Genomic DNA, 21,116 nt, shown 5'->3' with positions numbered 1-21,116 from the left:
CGACCTGATGATTTTAAACGCTTTCCGTCTCGGCTGCTGTGACGCTGCCCTTATGAACGGTTTTTCCCGCCAGATAGCGTTCCCGGAAACAGGAGAAATGGTTGCCCAGGGCGCCAGCCGCAGCGGTATCACCCGCCAGGTCCAGAAGCGCAATCGCCACTTCGGCGGTGCAGTATTGCCCGTCAGCATGCGCCTCTCGCAGGCGGTAGGCGGAGACGCGGGAAAGATCGACAGAAATCACCGGAAGTGCGTCGAGATACGGGCTTTTGCGAAACATTTTTCGCGCTTCGGTCCAGGTGCCGTCCAGCATAATAAATAGCGGCGGTTTACCGGATGGCGGCGTCGAAAGCACCTGGCGATCGATACCTGCATATGACGCAGGGAAAACGACCATCGGCTGATAGTCCGGGCTAGCCACTAAGTCGAGCAGGGCCTGAGGGGGCTCCGTGCGGGACCACTGAAACGCCGCGGTATCCGGGAGAATATCGGCGATAAGGCGTCCCGTATTGCTGGGTTTCATCGGCTCGGTATCGAACATGACCAGACAAAAACGGCTCTGTGCCGAACTCGGGGCCAGCGTCTCGCACAGGCAAACCTTCAGCGGCAGCAGGCAGCGCTGGCAGCGGCGAATACGGTTGCCTCGGGCAAGGAACGGTCGAGTGGCGCGCGCAAGGCGTTCGGCGCGTAGTTGAAGAACAGCGTTATCAGTCATGGGCGAAATGCAGGAAAAACCCTATTTTCGCAGAGGCGGCAGCGGGGCACAAGATGTGCCCCGTGAATGTTACAGCGACTCGTTTAACCAGCTTTCAAAAGGTGCTTTTGGAACTGCACCGTTGAGCATATCGATCACCTCACCATTTTTAAAAATCATAATGGTCGGGATGCTGCGGATGCGAAAACGGGCGCTTAGTTCGGGCTCAGCTTCAGTGTTGACCTTAACGAACCGCATTTTTCCGTTTCGCTCTTCGGCCACATCTTCGAAGATTGGCGCGAAGCTACGGCAAGGGCCGCACCATGGCGCCCAGAAATCGACCACGACAGGAAGATCGTCCTTGAGGAGTTTGTCCAGCGTAGCACCCGTTGCGTTAATGACGTCGCCATCAAACAATTCATGGCCGCAACGTCCGCATTTCGCACCATCTTCCATCCGATCGTCCGGAATGCGGTTAAGAGCCTGACAGTTGGCACATACGGTATTCATAACTAACCTCTGATAGAGCCGTGGGACAGCGGCGGAACGCCGATAATGTTTCTAATATGTTACATATTATCAATGAGCCTGTTTGAAACAACAATGCGTTTTATTCAATGAGAACAATAGTCACAGGCTTTTGTACGAAATTATGGCTATGCGCTGGCACATCGGGTAATCTGCGCGCTTCGCGCAGCGCTGGTGGAGAAAAGCATGAACGACGAAATGAAAAACAAAAGCGGCAAGGTCAAAGTGATGTATGTCCGCAGTGATGATGACTCTGATAAACGCACCCAAAATCCGCGTACCGGAAAAGGTGGCGGGCGTCCGGCGTCTTCTTCTCGTGCTGACGGTGGCCGTCGCCCCGCCCGCGATGACAGAAATAACCGCGGTGATGACCGCAAACGTGACGATCGTAAACGCGATGAACGTCCGCGTTCCGACCGCCCGCGTAGTGACCGTCCACGCGATGACCGTCCGCGGGAAGACTTCTCACGTGATAACGCCTCCCCGTGGCGTACCGTTTCTCGCGCCCCTGGCGATGAGACGCCGGAAAAAGCCGATCACGGCGGTATCAGCGGTAAAAGCTTTATCGACCCGGAAGTGCTGCGCCGCCAGCGTGCGGAAGAGACCCGCGTGTATGGTGAGAACGCCTGCCAGGCGCTATTCCAGAGCCGTCCTGAGTGTATCGTCCGCGCCTGGTTTATCCAGAGCGTAACCCCGCGCTTCAAAGAAGCCCTGCGCTGGATGGCCGCGAACCGTAAAGCTTACCACGTGGTTGATGATGCTGAGCTGACCAAAGCCTCCGGTACTGAACACCACGGCGGCGTTTGCTTCCTGATCAAAAAACGTAACGGCACGACCGTGCAGCAGTGGGTCAGCCAGGCGGATGCCGATGACTGCGTGCTGGCGCTGGAAGATGTGGGCAACCCGCATAACCTGGGCGCAATGATGCGCAGTTGCGCGCACTTTGGCGTGAAAGGCGTGCTGTTGCAGGATGCTGCACTGCTGGAATCCGGTGCCGCGATCCGTACTGCGGAAGGCGGAGCCGAGCACGTGCAGCCGATCACCGGCGACAGCGTGCTGGATGCTCTTGAGCAGTTCCGTAAAGCGGGCTATTCCATCGTGACCACCTCGAGCCATGCCGGTACGCCGCTGTTTAAAGCAACGCTGCCGCGTAAAATGGTGCTGGTATTAGGTCAGGAACGTGATGGTCTGTCTGACGCGGCGCTCTCCAGTGCGGATTTGAGCGTCTCTATTGATGGGACAGGCAATGTAGAAAGTCTGAACGTATCCGTTGCTACCGGCGTACTGCTGGCCGAGTGGTGGCGTCAGAATAAGGCATAAGCCTCTTCATGTGCCGGGGCATACCCGGCACATTCAATTACTACTCGCTCTCAGCCGGTAGCACTGGCATCCAGTCAATGGGCGTTTCGCCACGTTTTTCCAGCCATTCGTTCGCCAGAACAAAATGATTACTGCCAAAGAAACCGCGATGTGCAGACAGCGGTGACGGGTGCGGCGCTTTCAACACGTGATGGCGCTGACGGTCAATAATCTCCCCTTTCTTCTGCGCATGCGATCCCCAGAGTAAAAACACGACCCCTTCACGATGCTCGTTGATCAGGCTGATGACTTTATCGGTGAACGTCTCCCAGCCCAGGCTGGCGTGCGAGTGCGCCTGGCCAGCCCGTACGGTGAGTACCGTATTCAGTAACAGCACTCCCTGACGCGCCCAGCTTTCCAGGTAGCCGTGGTTTGGCCGGGTAAACCCGGGCACGGTTCCTTCAAGCTCTTTATACATGTTGAGCAGAGAAGGGGGGATCGCCACGCCCGGACGTACGGAAAATGCCAGCCCATGCGCCTGGCCCGGGCCGTGATAAGGATCCTGGCCCAGAATGACCACTTTCACATCGCTCAGTTCGGTGTAGCGAAAGGCGTTGAACACGTCTTTCTGCGGCGGGTAAATCGTCTGTCCTGACTGACGCTCAGCGGCAACGGTGCTGAGCGTATTGATAAAATAAGGCTGCTGCTTTTCTTCTGCCAGCACGTCATGCCAGGTTAAAGGTGTTGTCATCTCGCTCTCCTGCGAATCTCAATCTGTCACTAGCTTACCTGTTTAAACCCGGTGAGCAAAATTACACGCTGAAATGTGCGCTAAGTGGCTAAATTTATGTTGAAAATGTGCAGGTAAAATTGAATTGGTAAGGTCGTGAAATTGATCTAAAACAATAAATTCAAACCACACTCTTTATGTGGTTGGTGTTTTTGTTGATTTAAATCAATAAATCACCGGGGTGTGAATGATATATATACACACAAGAAACAATGGTTTTACCAATTGGCCGCGAGAGGCCGACATCAGTTAATGTAGCCTAAGGGAGGCAACACATGATTACAGGTATCCAGATTACTAAAGCTGCAAATGACGATCTGCTCAACTCTTTCTGGCTGCTGGACAGCGAGAAAAACGAAGCGCGCTGTGTCGTTGCGAAAGCGGGTTTTGCTGAAGATGAAATCGTGCCGGTGAACAAACTGGGCGAAATCGAGTACCGTGAAATTCCAATGGAAGTGAAACCGGAAGTGCGCGTGGAAGGTGGCCAGCACCTGAACGTAAACGTACTGCGTCGCGAAACGCTGATGGACGCGGTTGAGCACCCAGAAAAATATCCACAACTGACCATTCGCGTGTCTGGTTATGCGGTACGCTTTAACTCACTGACTCCAGAACAGCAGCGCGACGTCATCGCCCGTACCTTTACTGAAAGCCTGTAACGGCTTCTGCAGGGGGGGAATAAAAAAGCCGGGGATTTCCCCGGCTTTTTTTTACTCTTCAGTTTTCGTCTCTGGTGCGGCAGAGCTTGGCTTACGTCGCTTACCAATATTCTTGGTGTCGCGGTGGCGCTGCTTCACGCGCGGTTTCTCTTTTTCTTTCTCTTTTCTCTCAGCACGTTTCGCGAGCGCTTTCTTGGACGGTTTACCCGTCATTTTTTCACTCGGCGCACGCGTGGTTGGGCGCAGGCCGTCAATAACGCGCGCTTTCAGCGGCTCGTCAACATAGCGGCCAATTTTCTGCAGCAGCAGGTAGTCATGCGCTTCAACCAGTGAGATAGCAATACCTTTGCGGCCCGCGCGACCGGTACGGCCAATACGGTGCAGATAGGTATCGCCGCTGCGCGGCATATCGAAGTTGATCACGTGGCTGACGTCCGGAATGTCGATCCCGCGAGCGGCCACGTCTGTGGCAACCAGCACGTTAACGCGGCCATCGGTCAGGCGCTTAATGCCTTCGGTACGCTTGATCTGCGCCATCTCGCCTTCAAGATAGCAGTTATTGATCCCGGCGTTACGCAGCATTTCTGCCAGCTCGTGCACGCGCTCGCGCTTACGCACAAACACGATTGTGCGCAGCGCATCTTCCTGCTTCAGCAGGTGTTTCAGCAATTCAACCTTGTGCTCAAGGTTGTCCGCGCGGTAGTACCACTGGTGGATCTTCTTACGCTCACGGGTGGACGGCGTCGCCGACACTTCTACCGGATCTTCCAGCAGACGCTCTGCGAAGTCTTTAATCGCTTCACCTTCGAGGGTGGCAGAGAACAGCATCGTCTGGTTACGCCAGCGCGTTTCACCCGCAATATGCTCGATATCCTGTGCGAAGCCCATGTCCAGCATGCGGTCGGCTTCGTCGAGGATCAGCGTTTCAACCGCGCGGCAGTCGAAGTTCTCTTCTTTAATGTACTGCAGCAGGCGGCCCGTCGTCGCAACGACGATGTCCTGGTTTTCGCTGAACACTTCTGCGTGGTTCATATACGCAACGCCGCCGGTGATGGTCGCGATATCCAGATGGGTATTTGCCGCGAGTTCACGCGCGTGATCGGCCACCTGCATGGCCAGTTCGCGCGTCGGCGTCAGGATTAAAATACGCGGCGGGCCAGATTTTTTACGTGGAAAATCGAGCAGATGCTGCAACACAGGCAGCAAATAGGCTGCTGTCTTCCCCGTGCCGGTTGGCGCAGAACCGAGCACATCGCGGCCCTCAAGCGCAGGCGGAATGGCCGCTGCCTGAATGGCGGTCGGGCGTGTAAAGCCTTTGCTCTCAAGTGCATTGAGCAGGCTTTCATCGAGTTCAAGTTCGGAAAAAGTCGTTACAGTCATGTTCTACCTCTGTGTGGGGCGCTGATTATAGACGTTACGGCTGTAATCTTCATCTGTTTGTATGGATATCGCTTTTCGGCCACTTCGCTTTCCCCTATGCTACTCCAGTTTCACTTAGAAGGTTGCTCCGACATGTCTCAACTCAAAGCGCAGCTGCGCCGCGATGGTTTTACGTTTAAACAATTTTTTGTCGCTCACGATCGCTGTGCCATGAAGGTCGGTACGGACGGTATTTTACTGGGTGCATGGGCGCCTGTCGCAGGTGTTAAGCGTATTCTTGATATCGGTACCGGCAGCGGGCTGGTGGCGTTAATGCTGGCGCAGCGCACGGAAGAGCATGTCACCATCGATGCCGTCGAGCTTGATGCGGGGGCGGCAGAGCAGGCGAATGAAAATGTAGCCGAATCCCCCTGGGCTGCCCGCATGAAAGTGGAATGCGCAGATGTGCTCGCCTGGGCGCCTGAACAAACCGCGCGTTACGATCTGATTGTCAGCAACCCTCCTTACTACGAGCCCGGCGTTGAGTGCGGTACCCCCGAGCGTGAGCAGGCGCGTTATACCGGTTCCCTCGATCACAAGGCCCTGCTCACCAGTGCGGCCGAGCTTATCTCCGAAGAAGGTTTTTTCTGCGTGGTCCTGCCTGAGAGTACCGGCAACACGTTCATTGGTATCGCGCAGGAGATTGGCTGGACGTTACGCCTGCGTACCGATATTTCGGATACGGAAGGCCGACTGCCACACCGCGTGCTGCTGGCGCTCTCGCCGAAAGAGGGGGAATGCTTTAACGATCGAATGGTGATCCGTGGGCCAGACCAGCGTTATTCCGAAGATTACACTGCCCTGACCCAGGCGTTTTATCTGTTTATGTAAACCTGCGGGGCGAGTATCGACGGGCCGGACTCAGCAAGCTGATTCGGGTAGTCCAGGGTGTAGTGCAGCCCGCGGCTCTCTTTACGCATCATCGCGCAGCGAACAATCAGCTCGGCAACCTGCACCAGATTGCGCAGCTCCAGCAGATTATTCGATACGCGGAAATTGGCATAATACTCATCAATTTCCTGCTGCAGCATGGTGATGCGGCGCAATGCGCGTTCAAGACGTTTCGTGGTGCGCACAATTCCGACGTAGTCCCACATAAACAGCCGCAGCTCATGCCAGTTATGCTGGATCACGACCAGCTCGTCCGGGTTATCCACGCGGCTTTCATCCCAGGCTGGCAGGTGCTCAGTCTCACGGGCGTAGGGCATGCGCTTCGTGATGTCTTCTGCGGCAGACCAGCCGTACACCAGACATTCAAGCAGCGAGTTAGAAGCCATACGGTTCGCGCCGTGAAGCCCGGTATAGCTGACCTCACCGATAGCATAAAGTCCGTCCACATCGGTACGCCCATGATCGTCAACCATTACGCCACCGCAGGTATAGTGGGCGGCTGGCACAATCGGCACCGGATCGCGCGTTAAATCAATGCCAAGATTGAGCAGCTTTTCATAAATCATCGGAAAATGCTGGCGAATAAACGCTGCTGGCTTATGGCTGATATCAAGATACATGCAGTCCACGCCAAGACGCTTCATTTCATGATCGATGGCGCGAGCAACGATATCGCGGGGAGCCAGTTCGCCACGGGCGTCAAAGTCCGGCATAAAGCGGGTGCCGTCAGGGCGTTTCAGATAGGCGCCTTCGCCGCGCAGGGCTTCCGTCAACAGGAAGTTGCGCGCCTGAGGGTGGAACAGGGCGGTTGGGTGAAACTGATTGAACTCAAGATTCGCCACCCGGCAGCCGGCGCGCCAGGCCATAGCGATACCGTCTCCGGAGGCAATGTCCGGGTTCGTGGTGTACTGATACACTTTGGAGGCCCCGCCCGTAGCCAGTACTACAGCCTTTGCCTGACAGGTTTCCACCTTCTCTTTATTACGGTTCCAGACCCAGGCGCCCACCACGCGACGCGTGCCGGGCAGGCCAATCTTGTCAGAGATAATCAGGTCAACGGCATTACTCCGCTCAAGAACCCGAATATTAGGATGGTTCAGCGCTTTACCAACCAGCGTGGTTTCCACTTCTTTTCCGGTGGCATCTGCTGCGTGCAGGATGCGGCGGTGGCTATGGCCGCCTTCGCGCGTCAGGTGGTAGCTCTCTTCACCATTGGGTTGAACCTGCGTATCGAATAAGACGCCCTGGTCGATGAGCCACTGCACGCAATGACGGGCATTGCTGGCGACAAACTCTGCGGCGTGTGCATCCACGATCCCGGCCCCGGCAATCAGCGTATCTTCAACGTGGGATGCAATGCTGTCTGTCTCATCAAACACCGCGGCAATGCCACCCTGGGCATAAAACGTGGAACCCTCGCTTATCGGCCCTTTACTCAGAACGATAACGTTTTGATGCTCAGCCAGGCGCAGCGCCAGAGAGAGACCGGCAGCGCCGCTGCCGATGATCAGTACATCACAATGGAGTTCAGGTGTTGTGTTCATGATTGTTGTTTAATTTACTAAACAGTGTTGAGTCAGAATAGCACTCGAATGCGATATATCGCACGTATTTTTTTAGCGACTGTTGCAATGGCTAAACGCTTAAGTTGAGGTAAACGGAGGGTAAATGAGTGAAATTATTTTGCGAAGCAGATCGTTAGCGTCAGATTTTGTGGTGAAATAAAGCCTGTGTTGCGTTACTCTTCTGGCGGGAAAAAGATGTTTCTTGTCAGAAACTGGTGCGTATCGTGAACAGACTTATAATGAGAGAAAATGAACAGTCTGCGGCGCGATGAACAAAAACAAAGGCGTTACGGAACTTATTGAAGATCAGACACTCTAACTTGTGCTTGCTCAAAGTGCGGTATTTTTAGAGTGGCGTTTCGATAACGCGTGGAATTTAGGTTTGGGGAGACATTACCTCGGATGAGCGAGCAGTTAACGGACCAGGTCCTGGTTGAACGGGTCCAGAAGGGAGATCAGAAAGCCTTTAACCTACTGGTGGTGCGCTACCAGCATAAGGTGGCGAGCCTGGTTTCCCGTTATGTACCGTCAGGCGATGTGCCTGATGTGGTGCAAGAGTCTTTTATTAAGGCCTATCGCGCGCTGGATTCTTTCCGGGGAGATAGTGCTTTTTATACCTGGCTGTACCGTATTGCGGTCAATACGGCTAAGAATTATCTGGTCGCTCAGGGCCGTCGTCCGCCTTCTAGTGATGTGGACGCAATCGACGCCGAAAACTTCGAAAGTGGCGGCGCATTGAAAGAAATTTCGAACCCTGAGAACTTAATGTTGTCAGAAGAACTGAGACAAATCGTTTTTCGCACGATCGAGTCGCTCCCGGAAGATTTACGCATGGCAATTACGTTACGGGAGCTTGATGGTCTGAGCTATGAAGAGATAGCCGCTATCATGGATTGTCCGGTCGGCACGGTACGTTCACGAATTTTCCGTGCGCGAGAAGCTATTGATAATAAAGTTCAACCGCTTATCAGGCGTTGACGATAGCGGGATACTGGAAAAGGTATTAGGCATGCAGAAAGAAAAACTTTCCGCTTTAATGGATGGTGAAACGGTAGATAGTGAGCTGCTCAACGAGCTGTCTCATTCTCCCGAAATGCAAGAGACCTGGGAGAGTTACCATCTCATCCGTGACACCCTTCGCGGTGACACCGGCGAGGTTCTCCATTTCGATATCTCAGCCCGCGTAATGGCGGCGATTGAGAATGAGCCTGTTCATCAGACCACTCCGCTGATTCCTGAAGCTCAACCCGCACCTCACCAGTGGCAGAAAATGCCATTCTGGCAAAAGGTGCGCCCGTGGGCCAGCCAGCTTACCCAAATGGGTGTGGCTGCATGCGTATCGCTTGCAGTTATTGTTGGCGTCCAGCACTATAATACTCAGTCTGAAACTAATCAGCAGCCAGAAGCGCCAGTGTTTAACACACTGCCGATGATGGGCAAAGCCAGCCCGGTAAGCCTGGGCGTACCGGCTGATGCTTCCGCCAGCGGCGGCCAGCAACAGCAGGTTCAGGAGCAGCGCCGTCGCATTAATGCGATGTTGCAGGATTACGAGTTGCAGCGTCGTCTGCACTCTGAACAGCTTCAGTTTGAGCAGGCGCAGACACAGCAAGCTGCTGTGCAGGTGCCCGGAAACCAAACTTTAGGAACGCAATCGCAGTAATGAAGCAACTTTGGTTCGCCATGTCTCTGATGGCGGGTAGCCTGTTCTTCTCTGCCAACGCCTCGGCTGATGTATCATCCGGGGCGTTGTTGCAGCAAATGAATCTGGCCAGCCAGTCACTCAATTACGAGTTGGCATTTATCAGCATCAACAAGCAGGGCGTCGAGTCGTTACGCTATCGCCATGCCCGTCTTGATAACCAGCCGCTCGCCCAGCTTTTACAGATGGATGGTCCGCGTCGGGAAGTTGTCCAGCGTGGTAACGAAATCAGCTATTTCGAGCCCGGCCTGGAGCCTTTCACGCTGAATGGCGACTATATCGTTGATTCCCTGCCGTCACTCATTTACACCGACTTCAAACGGCTTGCCCCTTACTACGATTTTATTTCGGTAGGGCGTACGCGTATTGCGGACAGACTTTGCGAGGTGATCCGCGTTGTCGCCCGGGATGGAACGCGTTACAGCTATATTGTCTGGATCGACGCTGAAACTAAACTCCCGATGCGTGTAGACCTGCTTGACCGTGACGGTGAAACGCTGGAACAGTTCCGCGTTATCTCCTTCAGCGTGAACAATCAGGTTGGCAACAGCATGCAGAATCTGGCTAAGGCCAGCCTGCCGCCGCTACTTTCTGTTCCTGCCGGGGATTCCGTTAATTTCAACTGGGTACCTGCCTGGATCCCACAAGGGTTTAGCGAAGTGTCCAGCAGCCGTCGTCAGCTGCCAACGATTGAAACGCCGGTGGAATCGCGCCTCTATTCAGATGGTTTGTTTAGCTTCTCGGTGAATATCAATCGCGCAACGGCAAACAGCGCTGAACAAATGCTGCGTACCGGGCGCCGTACGGTGAGTACAACGGTACGCGATAATGCAGAGATCACCATTGTGGGAGAACTCCCTCCGCAAACGGCGAAGCGCATCTCCGACAGCATTAAATTCAGGGCCGCACAATGATCAAAGAGTGGGCGACGGTAGTCTCGTGGCAAAACGGCATTGCGCTGGTGAGCTGCGATGTTAAAGCCTCATGTAATAGCTGCGCATCCCGCGCTGGCTGTGGCAGCCGCGTGCTGAACAAGCTCGGGCCACAAACATCGCACACGATTTCAGTGCCAAGCGAACAGCCGCTGATGGCCGGGCAGAAGGTGGAACTGGGCATCGCGGAAGGCAGCCTGCTCAGCTCCGCTATGCTGGTGTATCTCTCTCCGCTGGTCGGCCTGTTTATCATGGGTGGTCTGTTTCAGATGCTGTTTGGTACCGATGTGGCCGCTATGTGCGGTGCCGCATTGGGTGGCGTAGGGGGATTCTGGCTTGCCAAAGGTCTCTCCCCAACACTCGCCGCGCGCGAGGAGTGGCAGCCTGTCATTCTCAGCGTTGGGCTGGCGCCAGACCAGCTTCGTGTTGAAACGCTCTCTTCTGAGGCCCGGTGATCCATCGGGCTTTATCTTTTTTTACACCCTAAAACAGAAAACGTCCTTTCTTCACGCTATACCAGTCTCTAAGTGCATTTCCAGGTAGCGAGGATGTAGTGTAGAATGCTGCGTTTTCGCACTGAAAAACGTCAGGCTAAGAACAGCGGCCTCCAGGAATTCGTAAGGCATAATTATTTAACTATATGAAGAACATACGTAACTTTTCGATCATTGCTCACATTGACCACGGTAAGTCGACGCTGTCTGACCGTATTATCCAGATTTGCGGTGGCCTGTCTGATCGTGAAATGGAAGCCCAGGTTCTGGACTCCATGGACCTGGAACGCGAACGCGGTATCACCATTAAAGCGCAGAGCGTTACGCTTGATTACAAAGCGGCTGATGGTGAAACCTATCAACTAAACTTTATCGACACCCCAGGCCACGTTGACTTCTCCTATGAAGTTTCACGCTCGCTCGCGGCCTGTGAAGGCGCGCTGCTGGTGGTGGATGCCGGGCAGGGCGTTGAAGCCCAGACCCTGGCAAACTGCTACACCGCGATGGAAATGGATCTCGAAGTTGTGCCGGTTCTGAACAAGATCGACCTGCCAGCCGCCGATCCTGAGCGCGTAGCGGAAGAGATTGAAGATATTGTCGGTATTGACGCGACCGATGCCGTGCGCTGCTCCGCGAAAACCGGTGTCGGCGTCACCGACGTGCTGGAACGTCTGGTGCGTGATATTCCGGCCCCGGAAGGCGATCCGGATGCCCCGCTGCAGGCGCTGATTATCGACTCCTGGTTCGATAACTATCTGGGCGTTGTCTCCCTGGTGCGTATTAAAAACGGCACCATGCGCAAAGGCGACAAAATCAAGGTAATGAGTACCGGACAGGTCTACAACGCCGACCGTCTGGGTATCTTCACGCCAAAACAGGTTGACCGCACCGAGCTGACATGCGGCGAAGTAGGCTGGCTGGTCTGCGCCATCAAAGACATCCTCGGCGCGCCGGTGGGTGATACCCTGACGGGTGCGCGCAACCCGGCAGATAAAGCGCTACCAGGCTTTAAAAAGGTGAAACCGCAGGTTTACGCGGGCCTGTTCCCGGTCAGCTCTGACGACTACGAAAACTTCCGTGATGCCCTTGGCAAGCTGAGCCTGAACGATGCCTCCCTGTTCTATGAGCCAGAAAGCTCAACGGCGCTGGGCTTCGGCTTCCGCTGCGGCTTCCTCGGTCTGCTGCACATGGAGATCATTCAGGAACGTCTGGAGCGTGAATACGATTTGGACCTGATCACCACCGCGCCGACGGTAGTGTATGAAGTTGAAACCACCTCGAAAGAAGTGATCTACGTCGACAGCCCGTCCAAGCTGCCGCCGCTGAACAATATTCACGAGCTGCGTGAGCCGATTGCCGAATGTCACATGCTGCTGCCGCAGGAGTTCCTGGGTAACGTCATTACGCTGTGTATTGAGAAGCGCGGCGTGCAGACCAACATGGTTTACCACGGTAACCAGGTCGCGCTGACCTACGAAATCCCGATGGCGGAAGTGGTGCTCGACTTCTTCGACCGTCTGAAGTCGACCTCCCGTGGCTATGCATCACTGGATTACAACTTCAAACGCTTCCAGGCCTCCAACATGGTGCGTGTGGACGTGCTGATCAACGGCGAGCGTGTGGATGCGCTGGCGCTGATCACCCACAACGACAATGCACCATACCGTGGCCGCGAGCTGGTTGAGAAGATGAAAGATCTGATCCCGCGTCAGCAGTTCGATATCGCGATTCAGGCGGCCATTGGCAACCATATTATCGCGCGTTCAACCGTGAAACAGCTGCGTAAAAACGTTCTGGCGAAGTGCTATGGCGGTGACGTCAGCCGTAAGAAAAAGCTGCTGCAGAAGCAGAAAGAAGGTAAGAAGCGTATGAAGCAGGTCGGTAACGTCGAGCTGCCGCAGGAAGCATTCCTTGCCATCCTTCATGTTGGTAAAGACGGCAAATAACCCTAAGGAGTTGGCATGGCGAACATGTTTGCCCTGATCCTGGTCATTGCTACCCTGGTGACAGGTCTGCTGTGGTGTCTGGATAAGTTTATCTTCGCCCCAAAACGTCGCGAACGTCAGGCTGCCGCACAGGCAGCCACTGGCGATGGGATTGACGCGAAAACCCTGAAGAAAGTCGGCCCGAAACCGGGCTGGCTTGAAACGGGCGCCTCGGTATTTCCGGTGCTGGCGATTGTGCTGGTGGTACGTTCGTTTATTTACGAGCCGTTCCAGATCCCATCAGGTTCAATGATGCCAACGCTGCTGATCGGTGATTTTATTCTGGTAGAGAAGTTTGCCTACGGCATTAAAGATCCGATCTACCAGAAAACGCTGATCGAAACCGGTCATCCGAAACGCGGCGACATCGTGGTGTTCAAATATCCGGAAGATCCGCGCCTCGACTACATCAAGCGCGCGGTAGGTCTTCCGGGTGATAAAGTGACTTACGATCCGGTTGCGAAAGAAGTCACCGTTCAGCCGGGCTGCAGCTCCGGTACCGCATGCGAAAACGCGCTGCCAATCACCTACTCAAACGTTGAGCCAAGTGATTTTGTGCAGACCTTTGCTCGTCGTAACGGCGGCGAAGCGACCAGCGGATTCTTCCAGGTACCGAAAGGTGAAACCAAAGAGGACGGCATTCGTCTGGTTGAGCGTAAAGAGACGCTGGGCGATGTGACGCACCGAATCCTCACCGTGCCGATCGCGCAGGATCAGCTGGGTATGTACTATCGTCAGCCGGGCCAGCAGCTCGCGAGCTGGATTGTACCGCCAGGGCATTACTTCATGATGGGTGACAACCGCGATAACTCAGCGGACAGCCGTTACTGGGGCTTTGTGCCGGAAGCGAATCTGGTCGGTAAAGCTACCGCCATCTGGATGAGTTTTGAGAAGCAGGAAGGCGAATGGCCGACCGGTGTACGCCTGAATCGTATCGGCGGAATCCATTAATTCTCAATAAATGAACGCGTAGCCGCTTTAATTAGCGGCTACGTGAATTATTTCCACGATAAATCTCTTCGAACTAACGACATCCCCTGTCGTTGTGTATAGAATATTCCCCCGAAGTTTAAGGTTGGCCCTGCAAGGGTGCCACGGCACACGAAACCGCGTTGGTTTTCTCAGGTCGGTTTCGTGTGCTGCATTTTTGACGCATTCATTTATTGGTATCGCATGAACCCCATCGTAATTAATCGGCTTCAACGGAAGCTGGGCTACACTTTTCATCATCAGGAGTTGTTGCAACAGGCATTAACCCACCGCAGTGCCAGCAGCAAACATAATGAGCGTCTCGAGTTTTTAGGCGACTCTATTTTAAGTTTCGTGATTGCGAATGCGCTTTATCATCGTTTCCCGCGTGTGGATGAAGGGGATATGAGCCGCATGCGCGCCACGCTGGTTCGGGGTAATACCCTTGCGGAAATCGCGCGCGAATTTGAACTGGGCGAATGTCTGCGTCTTGGGCCGGGTGAACTGAAAAGCGGCGGCTTCCGTCGTGAATCTATTCTTGCCGATACGGTCGAAGCATTAATTGGTGGTGTGTTCCTGGACAGCGATATCCAGACCGTAGAAAAGCTGATCCTTAACTGGTATCAGACCCGTCTGGACGAAATCAGCCCGGGCGATAAACAAAAAGATCCGAAAACGCGTCTGCAGGAATATTTGCAGGGCCGTCATCTGCCGCTGCCGTCTTATCTGGTGGTGCAGGTTCGTGGTGAAGCGCACGATCAGGAATTTACCATCCATTGCCAGGTCAGTGGCCTGAGTGAACCGGTGGTGGGCACAGGTTCAAGCCGTCGTAAGGCTGAACAGGCTGCCGCCGAACAGGCGTTAAAAATGCTGGAGCTGGAATGAGCGAAGAAAAGACCTATTGCGGATTTATTGCCATCGTCGGACGTCCGAACGTTGGCAAATCCACTCTGCTGAATAATCTGCTTGGGCAGAAGATTTCTATCACCTCGCGTAAGGCGCAGACCACGCGTCACCGCATCGTCGGTATCCATACTGAAGGCGCGTATCAGGCGATCTACGTCGATACCCCGGGCCTGCACATGGAAGAGAAGCGTGCCATCAACCGTCTGATGAACAAGGCGGCGAGCAGCTCAATTGGCGACGTGGAGCTGGTGATCTTCGTTGTGGAAGGCACCCGCTGGACGCCGGACGACGAGATGGTGCTGAACAAGCTGCGTGACGGCAAAACGCCGGTCATCCTCGCGGTCAACAAAGTGGACAACGTGCAGGAAAAAGCCGATCTGCTGCCGCATCTGCAGTGGCTGGGTAGCCAGATGAACTTCCTCGACATCGTTCCGCTGTCTGCGGAGACGGGTCTGAACGTGGACACCATCGCGGGCATCGTGCGTAAGCATCTGCCGGAAGCGATTCATCACTTCCCGGAAGAGTACATCACCGATCGCTCTCAGCGCTTTATGGCGTCTGAAATCATTCGTGAAAAGCTGATGCGTTTCCTGGGCGCTGAACTGCCGTATTCTGTGACGGTGGAGATCGAGCGTTTCCAGAGCAACGAGCGTGGCGGCTACGACATCAACGGCCTGATCCTCGTTGAGCGTGAAGGGCAGAAGAAGATGGTGATCGGCAATAAAGGCGCCAAGATCAAAACCATCGGCATTGAAGCCCGTAAGGACATGATGGAGATGTTCGAAGCGCCGGTTCACCTCGAACTGTGGGTGAAAGTGAAATCTGGCTGGGCCGATGATGAGCGTGCTCTGCGCAGCCTCGGTTACGGCGAAGACCAGTAACTCAAGACGACGAGTATGATGGAAGGATGGCAGCGCGCCTTCGTTCTGCATAGTCGTCCCTGGAGCGAAACCAGCCTGATGCTGGACGTCTTCACGGAAGAGTCGGGCCGCGTGCGCCTTGTTGCCAAAGGCGCACGTTCCAAACGTTCTAACCTGAAAGGCGCCCTACAGCCTTTCACGCCGCTGCTGGTTCGCTTTGGTGGGCGAGGGGAAGTTAAAACCCTGCGCAGCGCCGAAGCCGTCTCCCTGGCGCTTCCTCTCTCCGGCATCACGCTCTACAGCGGTCTGTATGTCAATGAACTCATCTCTCGCGTTCTTGAACATGAGACTCGCTTCTCTGAACTTTTCTTTGATTATCTGCACTGTATCCAGGCGCTAGCTGGCGCAACCGGCACGCCCGAGCCTGCGCTGCGGCGTTTTGAGCTGGCGCTGCTGGGTCATCTTGGGTACGGGGTCGATTTTCTGCACTGTGCGGGCAGCGGTGACGAAGTGGAAGACTCCATGACCTACCGCTACCGCGAAGAAAAAGGCTTTATTGCCAGCGTCGTGATCGACAACAGCACCTTTACCGGGCGCCAGCTCCGGGCGCTGTATGAGCGCGAATTTCCCGATCAGGATACCCTGCGCGCAGCAAAACGCTTTACCCGGATTGCCCTCAAGCCGTATCTTGGCGGCAAGCCCTTAAAGAGCCGCGAATTATTCAGGCAGTTTGTGCCGAAACGTTAGACCACAGAATCGAAAAGAAAACCGAGGATTGTCATGGCTGAATTACTGTTAGGCGTCAACATCGATCATATCGCCACGCTGCGTAATGCGCGCGGCACGGCGTATCCCGATCCGGTTCAGGCGGCATTTATCGCTGAACAGGCTGGCGCCGACGGCATTACCGTTCATCTGCGCGAAGACCGCCGCCACATCACTGACCGCGACGTGCGCATTCTGCGCCAGACGCTGGACACCCGTATGAATCTGGAGATGGCGGTCACCGAAGAGATGCTGACCATTGCCTGTGAGACTCAGCCGCACTTCTGCTGCCTGGTGCCGGAAAAACGCCAGGAAGTGACCACCGAAGGCGGTCTGGATGTGGCCGGCCAGCTCGACAAAATGCGCGATGCCTGCAAGCGCCTGGCGGATGCCGGTATCCTGGTTTCTCTGTTTATTGACGCTGATTTCGCCCAGATTAAAGCGGCGGCCGACGTGGGCGCGCCGTATATCGAAATTCACACCGGCTGCTATGCTGATGCCAAAAACGATGCCGAGCAGGCGAAAGAGCTGGAGCGTATTGCTAAAGCGTCCACCTACGCGGCGAGCCTGGGCCTGAAGGTCAATGCCGGTCACGGCCTGACCTACCATAACGTGAAGGCCATTGCCGCCATTCCGGAAATGCACGAGCTGAACATCGGTCACGCGATCATTGGCCGCGCGGTGATGAGCGGCCTGAAAGAGGCGGTTTCAGAAATGAAACGCCTGATGCAGGAAGCGCGTCAGTAATGGCCATTCTGGGCTTGGGTACCGATATCGTTGAAATAGCCCGCATTGAAGCGGTGATCGCCCGCAGCGGCGATCGCCTCGCAAGGCGCGTGCTGAGCGATAACGAATGGGCCATCTGGGAAGCGCATCAGCAGCCGGTGCGTTTTCTGGCAAAGCGCTTTGCGGTAAAAGAGGCGGCGGCCAAAGCCTTCGGGACCGGCATTCGTAACGGTCTGGCGTTCAACCAGTTTGAAGTGTTTAACGATGAGCTGGGTAAGCCAAGCCTGCGTTTATGGGGCGAGGCGCAAAAGCTTGCAGAGAAGCTGGGCGTGAATCACATGCACGTGACGATCGCGGATGAACGCCACTATGCCAGCGCAACGGTGATCATCGAAAGTTAAAGTTTGTCCGCGTGGTGCATCAGGACAAACTTATCCCACAGCTGCTCTTCGCTCTCGACGTGCGCCGGATCCTTCAAAATGGTATTCGGGATTGGGCACACCTTCTGGCAGGTCGGCGTTTCATAGTGGCCGATGCATTCGGTGCAGCGGTCGCTGTTAATCTCATAAATGCTGTCGCCCATCGAAATGGCCTGGTTCGGGCATTCGGGCTCGCACATATCGCAATTAATGCATTTTTTGGTAATTAACAGCGCCATCAGGAAATTCTCAGAAACAACACAAACTGGGCGGGCATTATACGCGTCAAACCAGTTTCTTTACCAGTTCTTCGCTGTGGCGAATGCGCTCTGGCGCTCGCTCCAGATCCTGCTGCACCAGCGCCATAAACAGCAGGTCCGTCAGCATCATTTGTGCGCTGGTGGACGAGATAGCCGCGCTGCGCGTGGCCTGCTCCTCGGCAATGGTATATAAACAGCGCGTGGCCCGCTGCTGCAGGGCATTTGGCGTAAAACCGGTGATCGCCAGAATTTTACCGCCGACGCGCAGGACTTCGTCGGTGGCCATGTTGATCTCGCGGCGCTCGCCGGAATAGGAGATGGCCAGCAGCAGATCGTCAGGATCCATCGCCTGTACGGTCGCCAGCAGGGCGTGCATATCCTGTTCGACGATGGCGTTAAGGCCAATTTTTGTCAGCTTCCAGCCAAAGTTACGCGCCACAAGTCCGGACGCGCCGATGCCGGTCAGAATGATTCGCCGCGCGCCGCGCAGCATCGCCACGCTCTCCAGCAGCTTCTCTTCCGTATTCACATCGAGCGTCGCATGCATGGCGGCCACGTTCTCTTTGATCAGCTTTTCGCCGACCAGCCGCATCGGGTCATCGCCGCGGATCTGATTATGCACCGGCATGGACTGCGGATTGGGGTTGCTGACCAGCGCTTCGCTGATGGCCAGCTTGAGGGCAGGGAATCCCTTAAAGCCAATCTTCTGGGCAAATTTCACCACGCTGGACTGGCTCACGCCGGCTTCACTCGCCAGCTGCTGCGAGCTGAGATGGCGCGCGCGATCGGGTTGAGAAAGCAAAAAATCCGCCAGCTTCTTGTCGCTTTGGGCAAAGCCTGCGTAGCGCTGGCGAATGCGAATTAAACAGTTCATACGGTCTCCTGGCGAAAATGTGATTATCTACGCAAATACGAATTTTGCTCGCCTGAATGAATTTTATATTCCATTATAGTGTGATTATTATGAATTAAAAATTCTTGAGGTACAAAAATGAATCTTGGCTCACTTGTTTCTGAAACGCGTAACCCGCAAACCATGGATCTGGATGCGCTCTCCACCCTGGAGCTGGTTAACCGCTTTAATCAACAGGATACGCTGGTCGCGCAGGCAGTGAAAGAGACATTACCCGAGGTGGCGAAAGCGGTCGATGCGGCGGCGGAAGCCCTCAGGGCCGGCGGACGCATTATCTACATGGGGGCGGGGACCAGCGGGCGTCTTGGGGTCCTGGATGCGTCAGAATGTCCGCCCACCTTTGGGGTGCCGCATGGTCTGGTCGTTGGGTTAATTGCCGGTGGACCCGGTGCGCTGCTGAAAGCCGTTGAAGGGGCGGAAGATAACAAACAGCTGGGCGAGGATGACCTGAAGGAGCTGAATCTGACGGAGAAGGATCTGGTGGTCGGGCTAGCGGCATCCGGGCGCACGCCGTACGTCATTGGCGGCCTGGAATACGCCAACCAGACCGGCTGCACGACGGTGGCCATCTCCTGTAATCCAGGCTCCCCGATTGCGCAGGTGGCCGCTATCGCTATCTCTCCGGTGGTCGGGCCGGAAGCGCTCACCGGCTCCACGCGCCTCAAGTCGGGGACCGCGCAAAAGCTGGTGCTCAATATGATCTCCACCGGCGCGATGGTTAAGTTCGGTAAGGTGTATCAGAACCTGATGGTGGATATGCAGGCCACCAACGTCAAGCTGGTGGACAGAGCCTGCCGCATGGTGATGGAGGCGACGGGCGCAGGCCGTGAAGAGGCCGAAGCGGTACTCAAACAAACCGATCATGATGTTAAACCTGCCATTCTGATGATCTTAAGCGGGCTGGATGCGGCGACCGCGAGAGCAAAACTCGATGCGCATAACGGCTTCTTACGGGCGGCATTAGAAAACTAACAGAGGCGTCTATGGACAAAACAGCAGCGCTCGCCAGCGATATCCTTCAGGGGATAGGTGGGGAAAAAAATATTCAGCGTCTCGAAAACTGCATGACGCGCGTGCGCGTCGAGGTGCATGACGACGACCAGCTTGACGTGTCGCGTCTGAAGCAACTGTCCGGGGTCAGCGGCTACGTGAAACAGGGCCAGCAGCATCAGCTGATCGTCGGGCCGGGGAAAGCGGCGCAGGTTGTTGACGCCATGCGCGCGCTGATGGGCGTTAGCGCGAGCGTGTCGATTGACGATACTGAGCGCACCAAAGCGCAGGCGAAAGCCAAATATAAAGCCCCGATGAGCGATGCGCTGCGACAGCTGGCAAACGTCTTTATTCCGCTAATCCCGGCGTTTATTGCCTCGGGCCTGATCACCGGGATCATCAATATCCTCAAGCGACCGGATATTGTGGGGGATTTCGCCACGCAGTATCCGAACCTGCTGGGGATTCTCGGGATCTTCGGCAGCGCTGTTTTCGCCATCATGAACATTCTGGTTGGGGTGAATACCGCGAAGGTGTTTGGCGGATCGCTGGCGATGGGCGGGGTGATGGCGGGCATTTTGTCCAGCCCGCAGCTGGCGCAGATTACGCTGTTTGGTGAGGCGCTTCAGCCGGGCCGTGGCGGGGTGATAGCGGTGCTGCTGGTGGTCATCCTGATGTGCTGGATCGAGAAAAGGCTGCGCGCGGTTTTGCCCGGCTCGATTGAGCTTATCCTCAACCCGCTGCTGACTACGCTGATTACCGGTAGCGTAGCGATTGTGGCCCTCCAGCCGTTAGGCGGGTGGATCTCTGAGGCCATCGCCCACGGTGCGTCTCTGGCGATTGACCGCGGTGGGCTGCTGGTTGGCGCTGTGCTTTCCGGTACCTTCCTGCCGCTGGTGCTGACCGGCCTGCATCAGGGGCTGGTACCGATCCACGTCGAGCTGGTGCAGGCGCACGGCTATAACGCGCTGCTGCCTATCCTGTCGATGGCGGGTGTAGGGCAGGTCGGTGCGGCAATTGCGGTACTGATGAAAACCCGCAACGCGCGTCTGAAAAAAATGATTAAAGGCGCACTCCCGGTCGGACTGCTCGGCATCGGCGAGCCGCTGATTTTCGGCGTTACGCTGCCGCTGGGTAAACCGTTCCTCGCGGCCTGTCTGGGCGGAGCGGTAGGCGGGGCGCTGATCAGCTACTGGAAAGTCGCCACCGTGATCACCTTTGGGCTTTCCGGTTTACCGCTGGCATTAACCATCGTGACCGGAAAAGTGATGCTCTATCTGTTAGGCTATTTAGTAGCGGTGATCGCCGGGTTCCTTTTTACCTGGCTATTAGGATTCAACGACCCAGAGGAGTAAG

Annotated in this window: 24 protein-coding genes; 17 read left to right on the top strand and 7 right to left on the bottom strand. The window is 55.4% G+C overall.

All coding sequences use genetic code 11. The features are described 5' to 3' along the window. Window positions 1–13: 13 nt before the first annotated feature. Together tapT and trxC are read right to left on the bottom strand one after the other, a co-directional pair. Entirely contained in the window at window positions 14–712 is a 699-nt protein-coding gene (gene tapT / locus FOY93_RS16785; RefSeq protein WP_127731990.1) for a tRNA-uridine aminocarboxypropyltransferase, read from the bottom strand. Window positions 713–781: 69 nt separating this feature from the next. After that, the gene (gene trxC / locus FOY93_RS16780) at window positions 782–1,201 is read right to left on the bottom strand and encodes a thioredoxin TrxC (RefSeq protein WP_111965120.1); all 420 of its coding nucleotides are present in this window, start codon (window positions 1,199–1,201) and stop codon (window positions 782–784) included. Window positions 1,202–1,405: 204 nt separating this feature from the next. On the opposite strand from trxC, the gene FOY93_RS16775 reads away from it, so the two are divergent. Then, the gene (locus tag FOY93_RS16775) at window positions 1,406–2,539 is read left to right on the top strand and encodes a tRNA/rRNA methyltransferase (RefSeq protein ID WP_133294946.1); all 1,134 of its coding nucleotides are present in this window, start codon (window positions 1,406–1,408) and stop codon (window positions 2,537–2,539) included. 40 nt (window positions 2,540–2,579) lie between these two features. Here FOY93_RS16775 and ung read toward each other — a convergent pair whose 3' ends face one another. Then, the gene (gene ung, locus FOY93_RS16770; RefSeq protein ID WP_133294945.1) at window positions 2,580–3,269 is read right to left on the bottom strand and encodes a uracil-DNA glycosylase; all 690 of its coding nucleotides are present in this window, start codon (window positions 3,267–3,269) and stop codon (window positions 2,580–2,582) included. A 314-nt stretch (window positions 3,270–3,583) separates the two neighbouring features. Here ung and grcA point away from each other — a divergent pair, with 314 nt between their 5' ends. Then, a complete protein-coding gene (grcA, locus tag FOY93_RS16765; RefSeq protein WP_047652709.1) occupies window positions 3,584–3,967 on the top strand; it encodes an autonomous glycyl radical cofactor GrcA in 384 nt (127 codons plus the stop codon). Window positions 3,968–4,018: 51 nt separating this feature from the next. Here the strand turns inward: grcA and srmB are convergent, their stop codons facing one another. Further along, a complete protein-coding gene (srmB, locus tag FOY93_RS16760) occupies window positions 4,019–5,347 on the bottom strand; it encodes an ATP-dependent RNA helicase SrmB (RefSeq protein ID WP_023344704.1) in 1,329 nt (442 codons plus the stop codon). Between the two features lie 132 nt (window positions 5,348–5,479). Here srmB and trmN point away from each other — a divergent pair, with 132 nt between their 5' ends. Next, window positions 5,480–6,217: a tRNA(1)(Val) (adenine(37)-N(6))-methyltransferase TrmN gene (trmN, locus tag FOY93_RS16755; protein WP_115876025.1), complete on the top strand. Its 738-nt coding sequence runs from the start codon at window positions 5,480–5,482 to the stop codon at window positions 6,215–6,217. On the opposite strand, the gene nadB is transcribed toward trmN, so the two are convergent. Next, window positions 6,202–7,821: an L-aspartate oxidase gene (gene nadB, locus FOY93_RS16750; protein ID WP_143345407.1), complete on the bottom strand. Its 1,620-nt coding sequence runs from the start codon at window positions 7,819–7,821 to the stop codon at window positions 6,202–6,204. The genes trmN and nadB overlap by 16 nt on opposite strands. A 343-nt stretch (window positions 7,822–8,164) precedes the next feature. On the opposite strand from nadB, the gene rseD reads away from it, so the two are divergent. From rseD to acpS, 12 genes are all read left to right on the top strand, one after another. Continuing rightward, on the top strand, window positions 8,165–8,248 hold the full coding sequence (gene rseD, locus FOY93_RS24085; RefSeq protein ID WP_223605340.1) for a rpoE leader peptide RseD: 84 nt from the start codon (window positions 8,165–8,167) through the stop codon (window positions 8,246–8,248). After that, complete coding sequence (gene rpoE, locus FOY93_RS16740) at window positions 8,245–8,820, top strand: RNA polymerase sigma factor RpoE (RefSeq protein WP_006176728.1); 576 nt, start codon at window positions 8,245–8,247, stop codon at window positions 8,818–8,820. The genes rseD and rpoE overlap by 4 nt, the downstream gene beginning before the upstream one ends. A gap of 31 nt (window positions 8,821–8,851) precedes the next feature. After that, the gene (gene rseA / locus FOY93_RS16735; protein WP_008502186.1) at window positions 8,852–9,502 is read left to right on the top strand and encodes an anti-sigma-E factor RseA; all 651 of its coding nucleotides are present in this window, start codon (window positions 8,852–8,854) and stop codon (window positions 9,500–9,502) included. Beyond that, window positions 9,502–10,455 (top strand): sigma-E factor regulatory protein RseB, encoded by a 954-nt coding sequence (gene rseB / locus FOY93_RS16730; RefSeq protein ID WP_023308851.1) that lies wholly within the window; start codon window positions 9,502–9,504, stop codon window positions 10,453–10,455. Before rseA ends, rseB begins: the two co-directional genes overlap by 1 nt. Further along, window positions 10,452–10,928, top strand: a complete 477-nt coding sequence (gene rseC, locus FOY93_RS16725) for a SoxR-reducing system protein RseC (protein ID WP_023308850.1) — start codon at window positions 10,452–10,454, stop codon at window positions 10,926–10,928. Before rseB ends, rseC begins: the two co-directional genes overlap by 4 nt. A 185-nt stretch (window positions 10,929–11,113) precedes the next feature. Next, the gene (gene lepA / locus FOY93_RS16720; protein WP_023308849.1) at window positions 11,114–12,913 is read left to right on the top strand and encodes a translation elongation factor 4; all 1,800 of its coding nucleotides are present in this window, start codon (window positions 11,114–11,116) and stop codon (window positions 12,911–12,913) included. A gap of 15 nt (window positions 12,914–12,928) precedes the next feature. Beyond that, on the top strand, window positions 12,929–13,903 hold the full coding sequence (gene lepB, locus FOY93_RS16715; protein ID WP_023308848.1) for a signal peptidase I: 975 nt from the start codon (window positions 12,929–12,931) through the stop codon (window positions 13,901–13,903). A 222-nt stretch (window positions 13,904–14,125) separates the two neighbouring features. After that, window positions 14,126–14,806 carry a ribonuclease III gene (gene rnc, locus FOY93_RS16710; protein WP_003860711.1) on the top strand — a complete coding sequence of 227 codons (681 nt, stop codon included), beginning with the start codon at window positions 14,126–14,128 and terminating at the stop codon, window positions 14,804–14,806. After that, window positions 14,803–15,708: a GTPase Era gene (gene era, locus FOY93_RS16705; protein ID WP_087449597.1), complete on the top strand. Its 906-nt coding sequence runs from the start codon at window positions 14,803–14,805 to the stop codon at window positions 15,706–15,708. The genes rnc and era overlap by 4 nt, the downstream gene beginning before the upstream one ends. Before the next feature lie 18 nt (window positions 15,709–15,726). Further along, window positions 15,727–16,434, top strand: a complete 708-nt coding sequence (gene recO / locus FOY93_RS16700; RefSeq protein WP_133295452.1) for a DNA repair protein RecO — start codon at window positions 15,727–15,729, stop codon at window positions 16,432–16,434. A gap of 33 nt (window positions 16,435–16,467) precedes the next feature. Further along, window positions 16,468–17,199: a pyridoxine 5'-phosphate synthase gene (gene pdxJ / locus FOY93_RS16695; protein ID WP_143345406.1), complete on the top strand. Its 732-nt coding sequence runs from the start codon at window positions 16,468–16,470 to the stop codon at window positions 17,197–17,199. Beyond that, window positions 17,199–17,579: a holo-ACP synthase gene (acpS, locus tag FOY93_RS16690; RefSeq protein WP_023294331.1), complete on the top strand. Its 381-nt coding sequence runs from the start codon at window positions 17,199–17,201 to the stop codon at window positions 17,577–17,579. Before pdxJ ends, acpS begins: the two co-directional genes overlap by 1 nt. Here acpS and FOY93_RS16685 read toward each other — a convergent pair. Then, window positions 17,576–17,836, bottom strand: a complete 261-nt coding sequence (locus FOY93_RS16685) for a YfhL family 4Fe-4S dicluster ferredoxin (protein WP_008502177.1) — start codon at window positions 17,834–17,836, stop codon at window positions 17,576–17,578. The genes acpS and FOY93_RS16685 overlap by 4 nt on opposite strands. Before the next feature lie 46 nt (window positions 17,837–17,882). Next, window positions 17,883–18,731, bottom strand: coding sequence for a MurR/RpiR family transcriptional regulator (locus FOY93_RS16680; protein ID WP_136195575.1), 849 nt, complete (start codon window positions 18,729–18,731; stop codon window positions 17,883–17,885). A 117-nt stretch (window positions 18,732–18,848) separates the two neighbouring features. Here FOY93_RS16680 and murQ point away from each other — a divergent pair, with 117 nt between their 5' ends. Together murQ and FOY93_RS16670 are read left to right on the top strand one after the other, a co-directional pair. Beyond that, window positions 18,849–19,742, top strand: coding sequence for an N-acetylmuramic acid 6-phosphate etherase (gene murQ / locus FOY93_RS16675; protein ID WP_133294941.1), 894 nt, complete (start codon window positions 18,849–18,851; stop codon window positions 19,740–19,742). Between the two features lie 11 nt (window positions 19,743–19,753). After that, entirely contained in the window at window positions 19,754–21,115 is a 1,362-nt protein-coding gene (locus FOY93_RS16670; protein WP_136195574.1) for a PTS transporter subunit EIIC, read from the top strand. Window position 21,116 lies beyond the last annotated feature (1 nt).

The sequence above is a fragment of the Enterobacter sp. 18A13 genome, from assembly GCF_007035975.1.
GTDB lineage: Bacteria > Pseudomonadota > Gammaproteobacteria > Enterobacterales > Enterobacteriaceae > Enterobacter > Enterobacter vonholyi.
This window is presented reverse-complemented; position numbering and strand designations above follow the sequence as displayed.

What these genes read in the sequence shown, in the direction of transcription:
- grcA (WP_047652709.1), top strand. Translation starts at nt 3,584, where the DNA reads ATGATTACAGGTATCCAGATTACTAAAGCTGCAAATGACGATCTGCTC.
- tapT (WP_127731990.1), bottom strand. Translation starts at nt 712, where the DNA reads ATGACTGATAACGCTGTTCTTCAACTACGCGCCGAACGCCTTGCGCGC.
- ung (WP_133294945.1), bottom strand. Translation starts at nt 3,269, where the DNA reads ATGACAACACCTTTAACCTGGCATGACGTGCTGGCAGAAGAAAAGCAG.
- FOY93_RS16685 (WP_008502177.1), bottom strand. Translation starts at nt 17,836, where the DNA reads ATGGCGCTGTTAATTACCAAAAAATGCATTAATTGCGATATGTGCGAG.
- recO (WP_133295452.1), top strand. Translation starts at nt 15,727, where the DNA reads ATGGAAGGATGGCAGCGCGCCTTCGTTCTGCATAGTCGTCCCTGGAGC.
- era (WP_087449597.1), top strand. Translation starts at nt 14,803, where the DNA reads ATGAGCGAAGAAAAGACCTATTGCGGATTTATTGCCATCGTCGGACGT.
- rseC (WP_023308850.1), top strand. Translation starts at nt 10,452, where the DNA reads ATGATCAAAGAGTGGGCGACGGTAGTCTCGTGGCAAAACGGCATTGCG.
- lepA (WP_023308849.1), top strand. Translation starts at nt 11,114, where the DNA reads ATGAAGAACATACGTAACTTTTCGATCATTGCTCACATTGACCACGGT.
- FOY93_RS16775 (WP_133294946.1), top strand. Translation starts at nt 1,406, where the DNA reads ATGAACGACGAAATGAAAAACAAAAGCGGCAAGGTCAAAGTGATGTAT.
- acpS (WP_023294331.1), top strand. Translation starts at nt 17,199, where the DNA reads ATGGCCATTCTGGGCTTGGGTACCGATATCGTTGAAATAGCCCGCATT.
- nadB (WP_143345407.1), bottom strand. Translation starts at nt 7,821, where the DNA reads ATGAACACAACACCTGAACTCCATTGTGATGTACTGATCATCGGCAGC.
- lepB (WP_023308848.1), top strand. Translation starts at nt 12,929, where the DNA reads ATGGCGAACATGTTTGCCCTGATCCTGGTCATTGCTACCCTGGTGACA.
- rseB (WP_023308851.1), top strand. Translation starts at nt 9,502, where the DNA reads ATGAAGCAACTTTGGTTCGCCATGTCTCTGATGGCGGGTAGCCTGTTC.
- rnc (WP_003860711.1), top strand. Translation starts at nt 14,126, where the DNA reads ATGAACCCCATCGTAATTAATCGGCTTCAACGGAAGCTGGGCTACACT.
- rseA (WP_008502186.1), top strand. Translation starts at nt 8,852, where the DNA reads ATGCAGAAAGAAAAACTTTCCGCTTTAATGGATGGTGAAACGGTAGAT.
- srmB (WP_023344704.1), bottom strand. Translation starts at nt 5,347, where the DNA reads ATGACTGTAACGACTTTTTCCGAACTTGAACTCGATGAAAGCCTGCTC.
- rpoE (WP_006176728.1), top strand. Translation starts at nt 8,245, where the DNA reads ATGAGCGAGCAGTTAACGGACCAGGTCCTGGTTGAACGGGTCCAGAAG.
- pdxJ (WP_143345406.1), top strand. Translation starts at nt 16,468, where the DNA reads ATGGCTGAATTACTGTTAGGCGTCAACATCGATCATATCGCCACGCTG.
- trmN (WP_115876025.1), top strand. Translation starts at nt 5,480, where the DNA reads ATGTCTCAACTCAAAGCGCAGCTGCGCCGCGATGGTTTTACGTTTAAA.
- FOY93_RS16670 (WP_136195574.1), top strand. Translation starts at nt 19,754, where the DNA reads ATGGACAAAACAGCAGCGCTCGCCAGCGATATCCTTCAGGGGATAGGT.
- FOY93_RS16680 (WP_136195575.1), bottom strand. Translation starts at nt 18,731, where the DNA reads ATGAACTGTTTAATTCGCATTCGCCAGCGCTACGCAGGCTTTGCCCAA.
- murQ (WP_133294941.1), top strand. Translation starts at nt 18,849, where the DNA reads ATGAATCTTGGCTCACTTGTTTCTGAAACGCGTAACCCGCAAACCATG.
- trxC (WP_111965120.1), bottom strand. Translation starts at nt 1,201, where the DNA reads ATGAATACCGTATGTGCCAACTGTCAGGCTCTTAACCGCATTCCGGAC.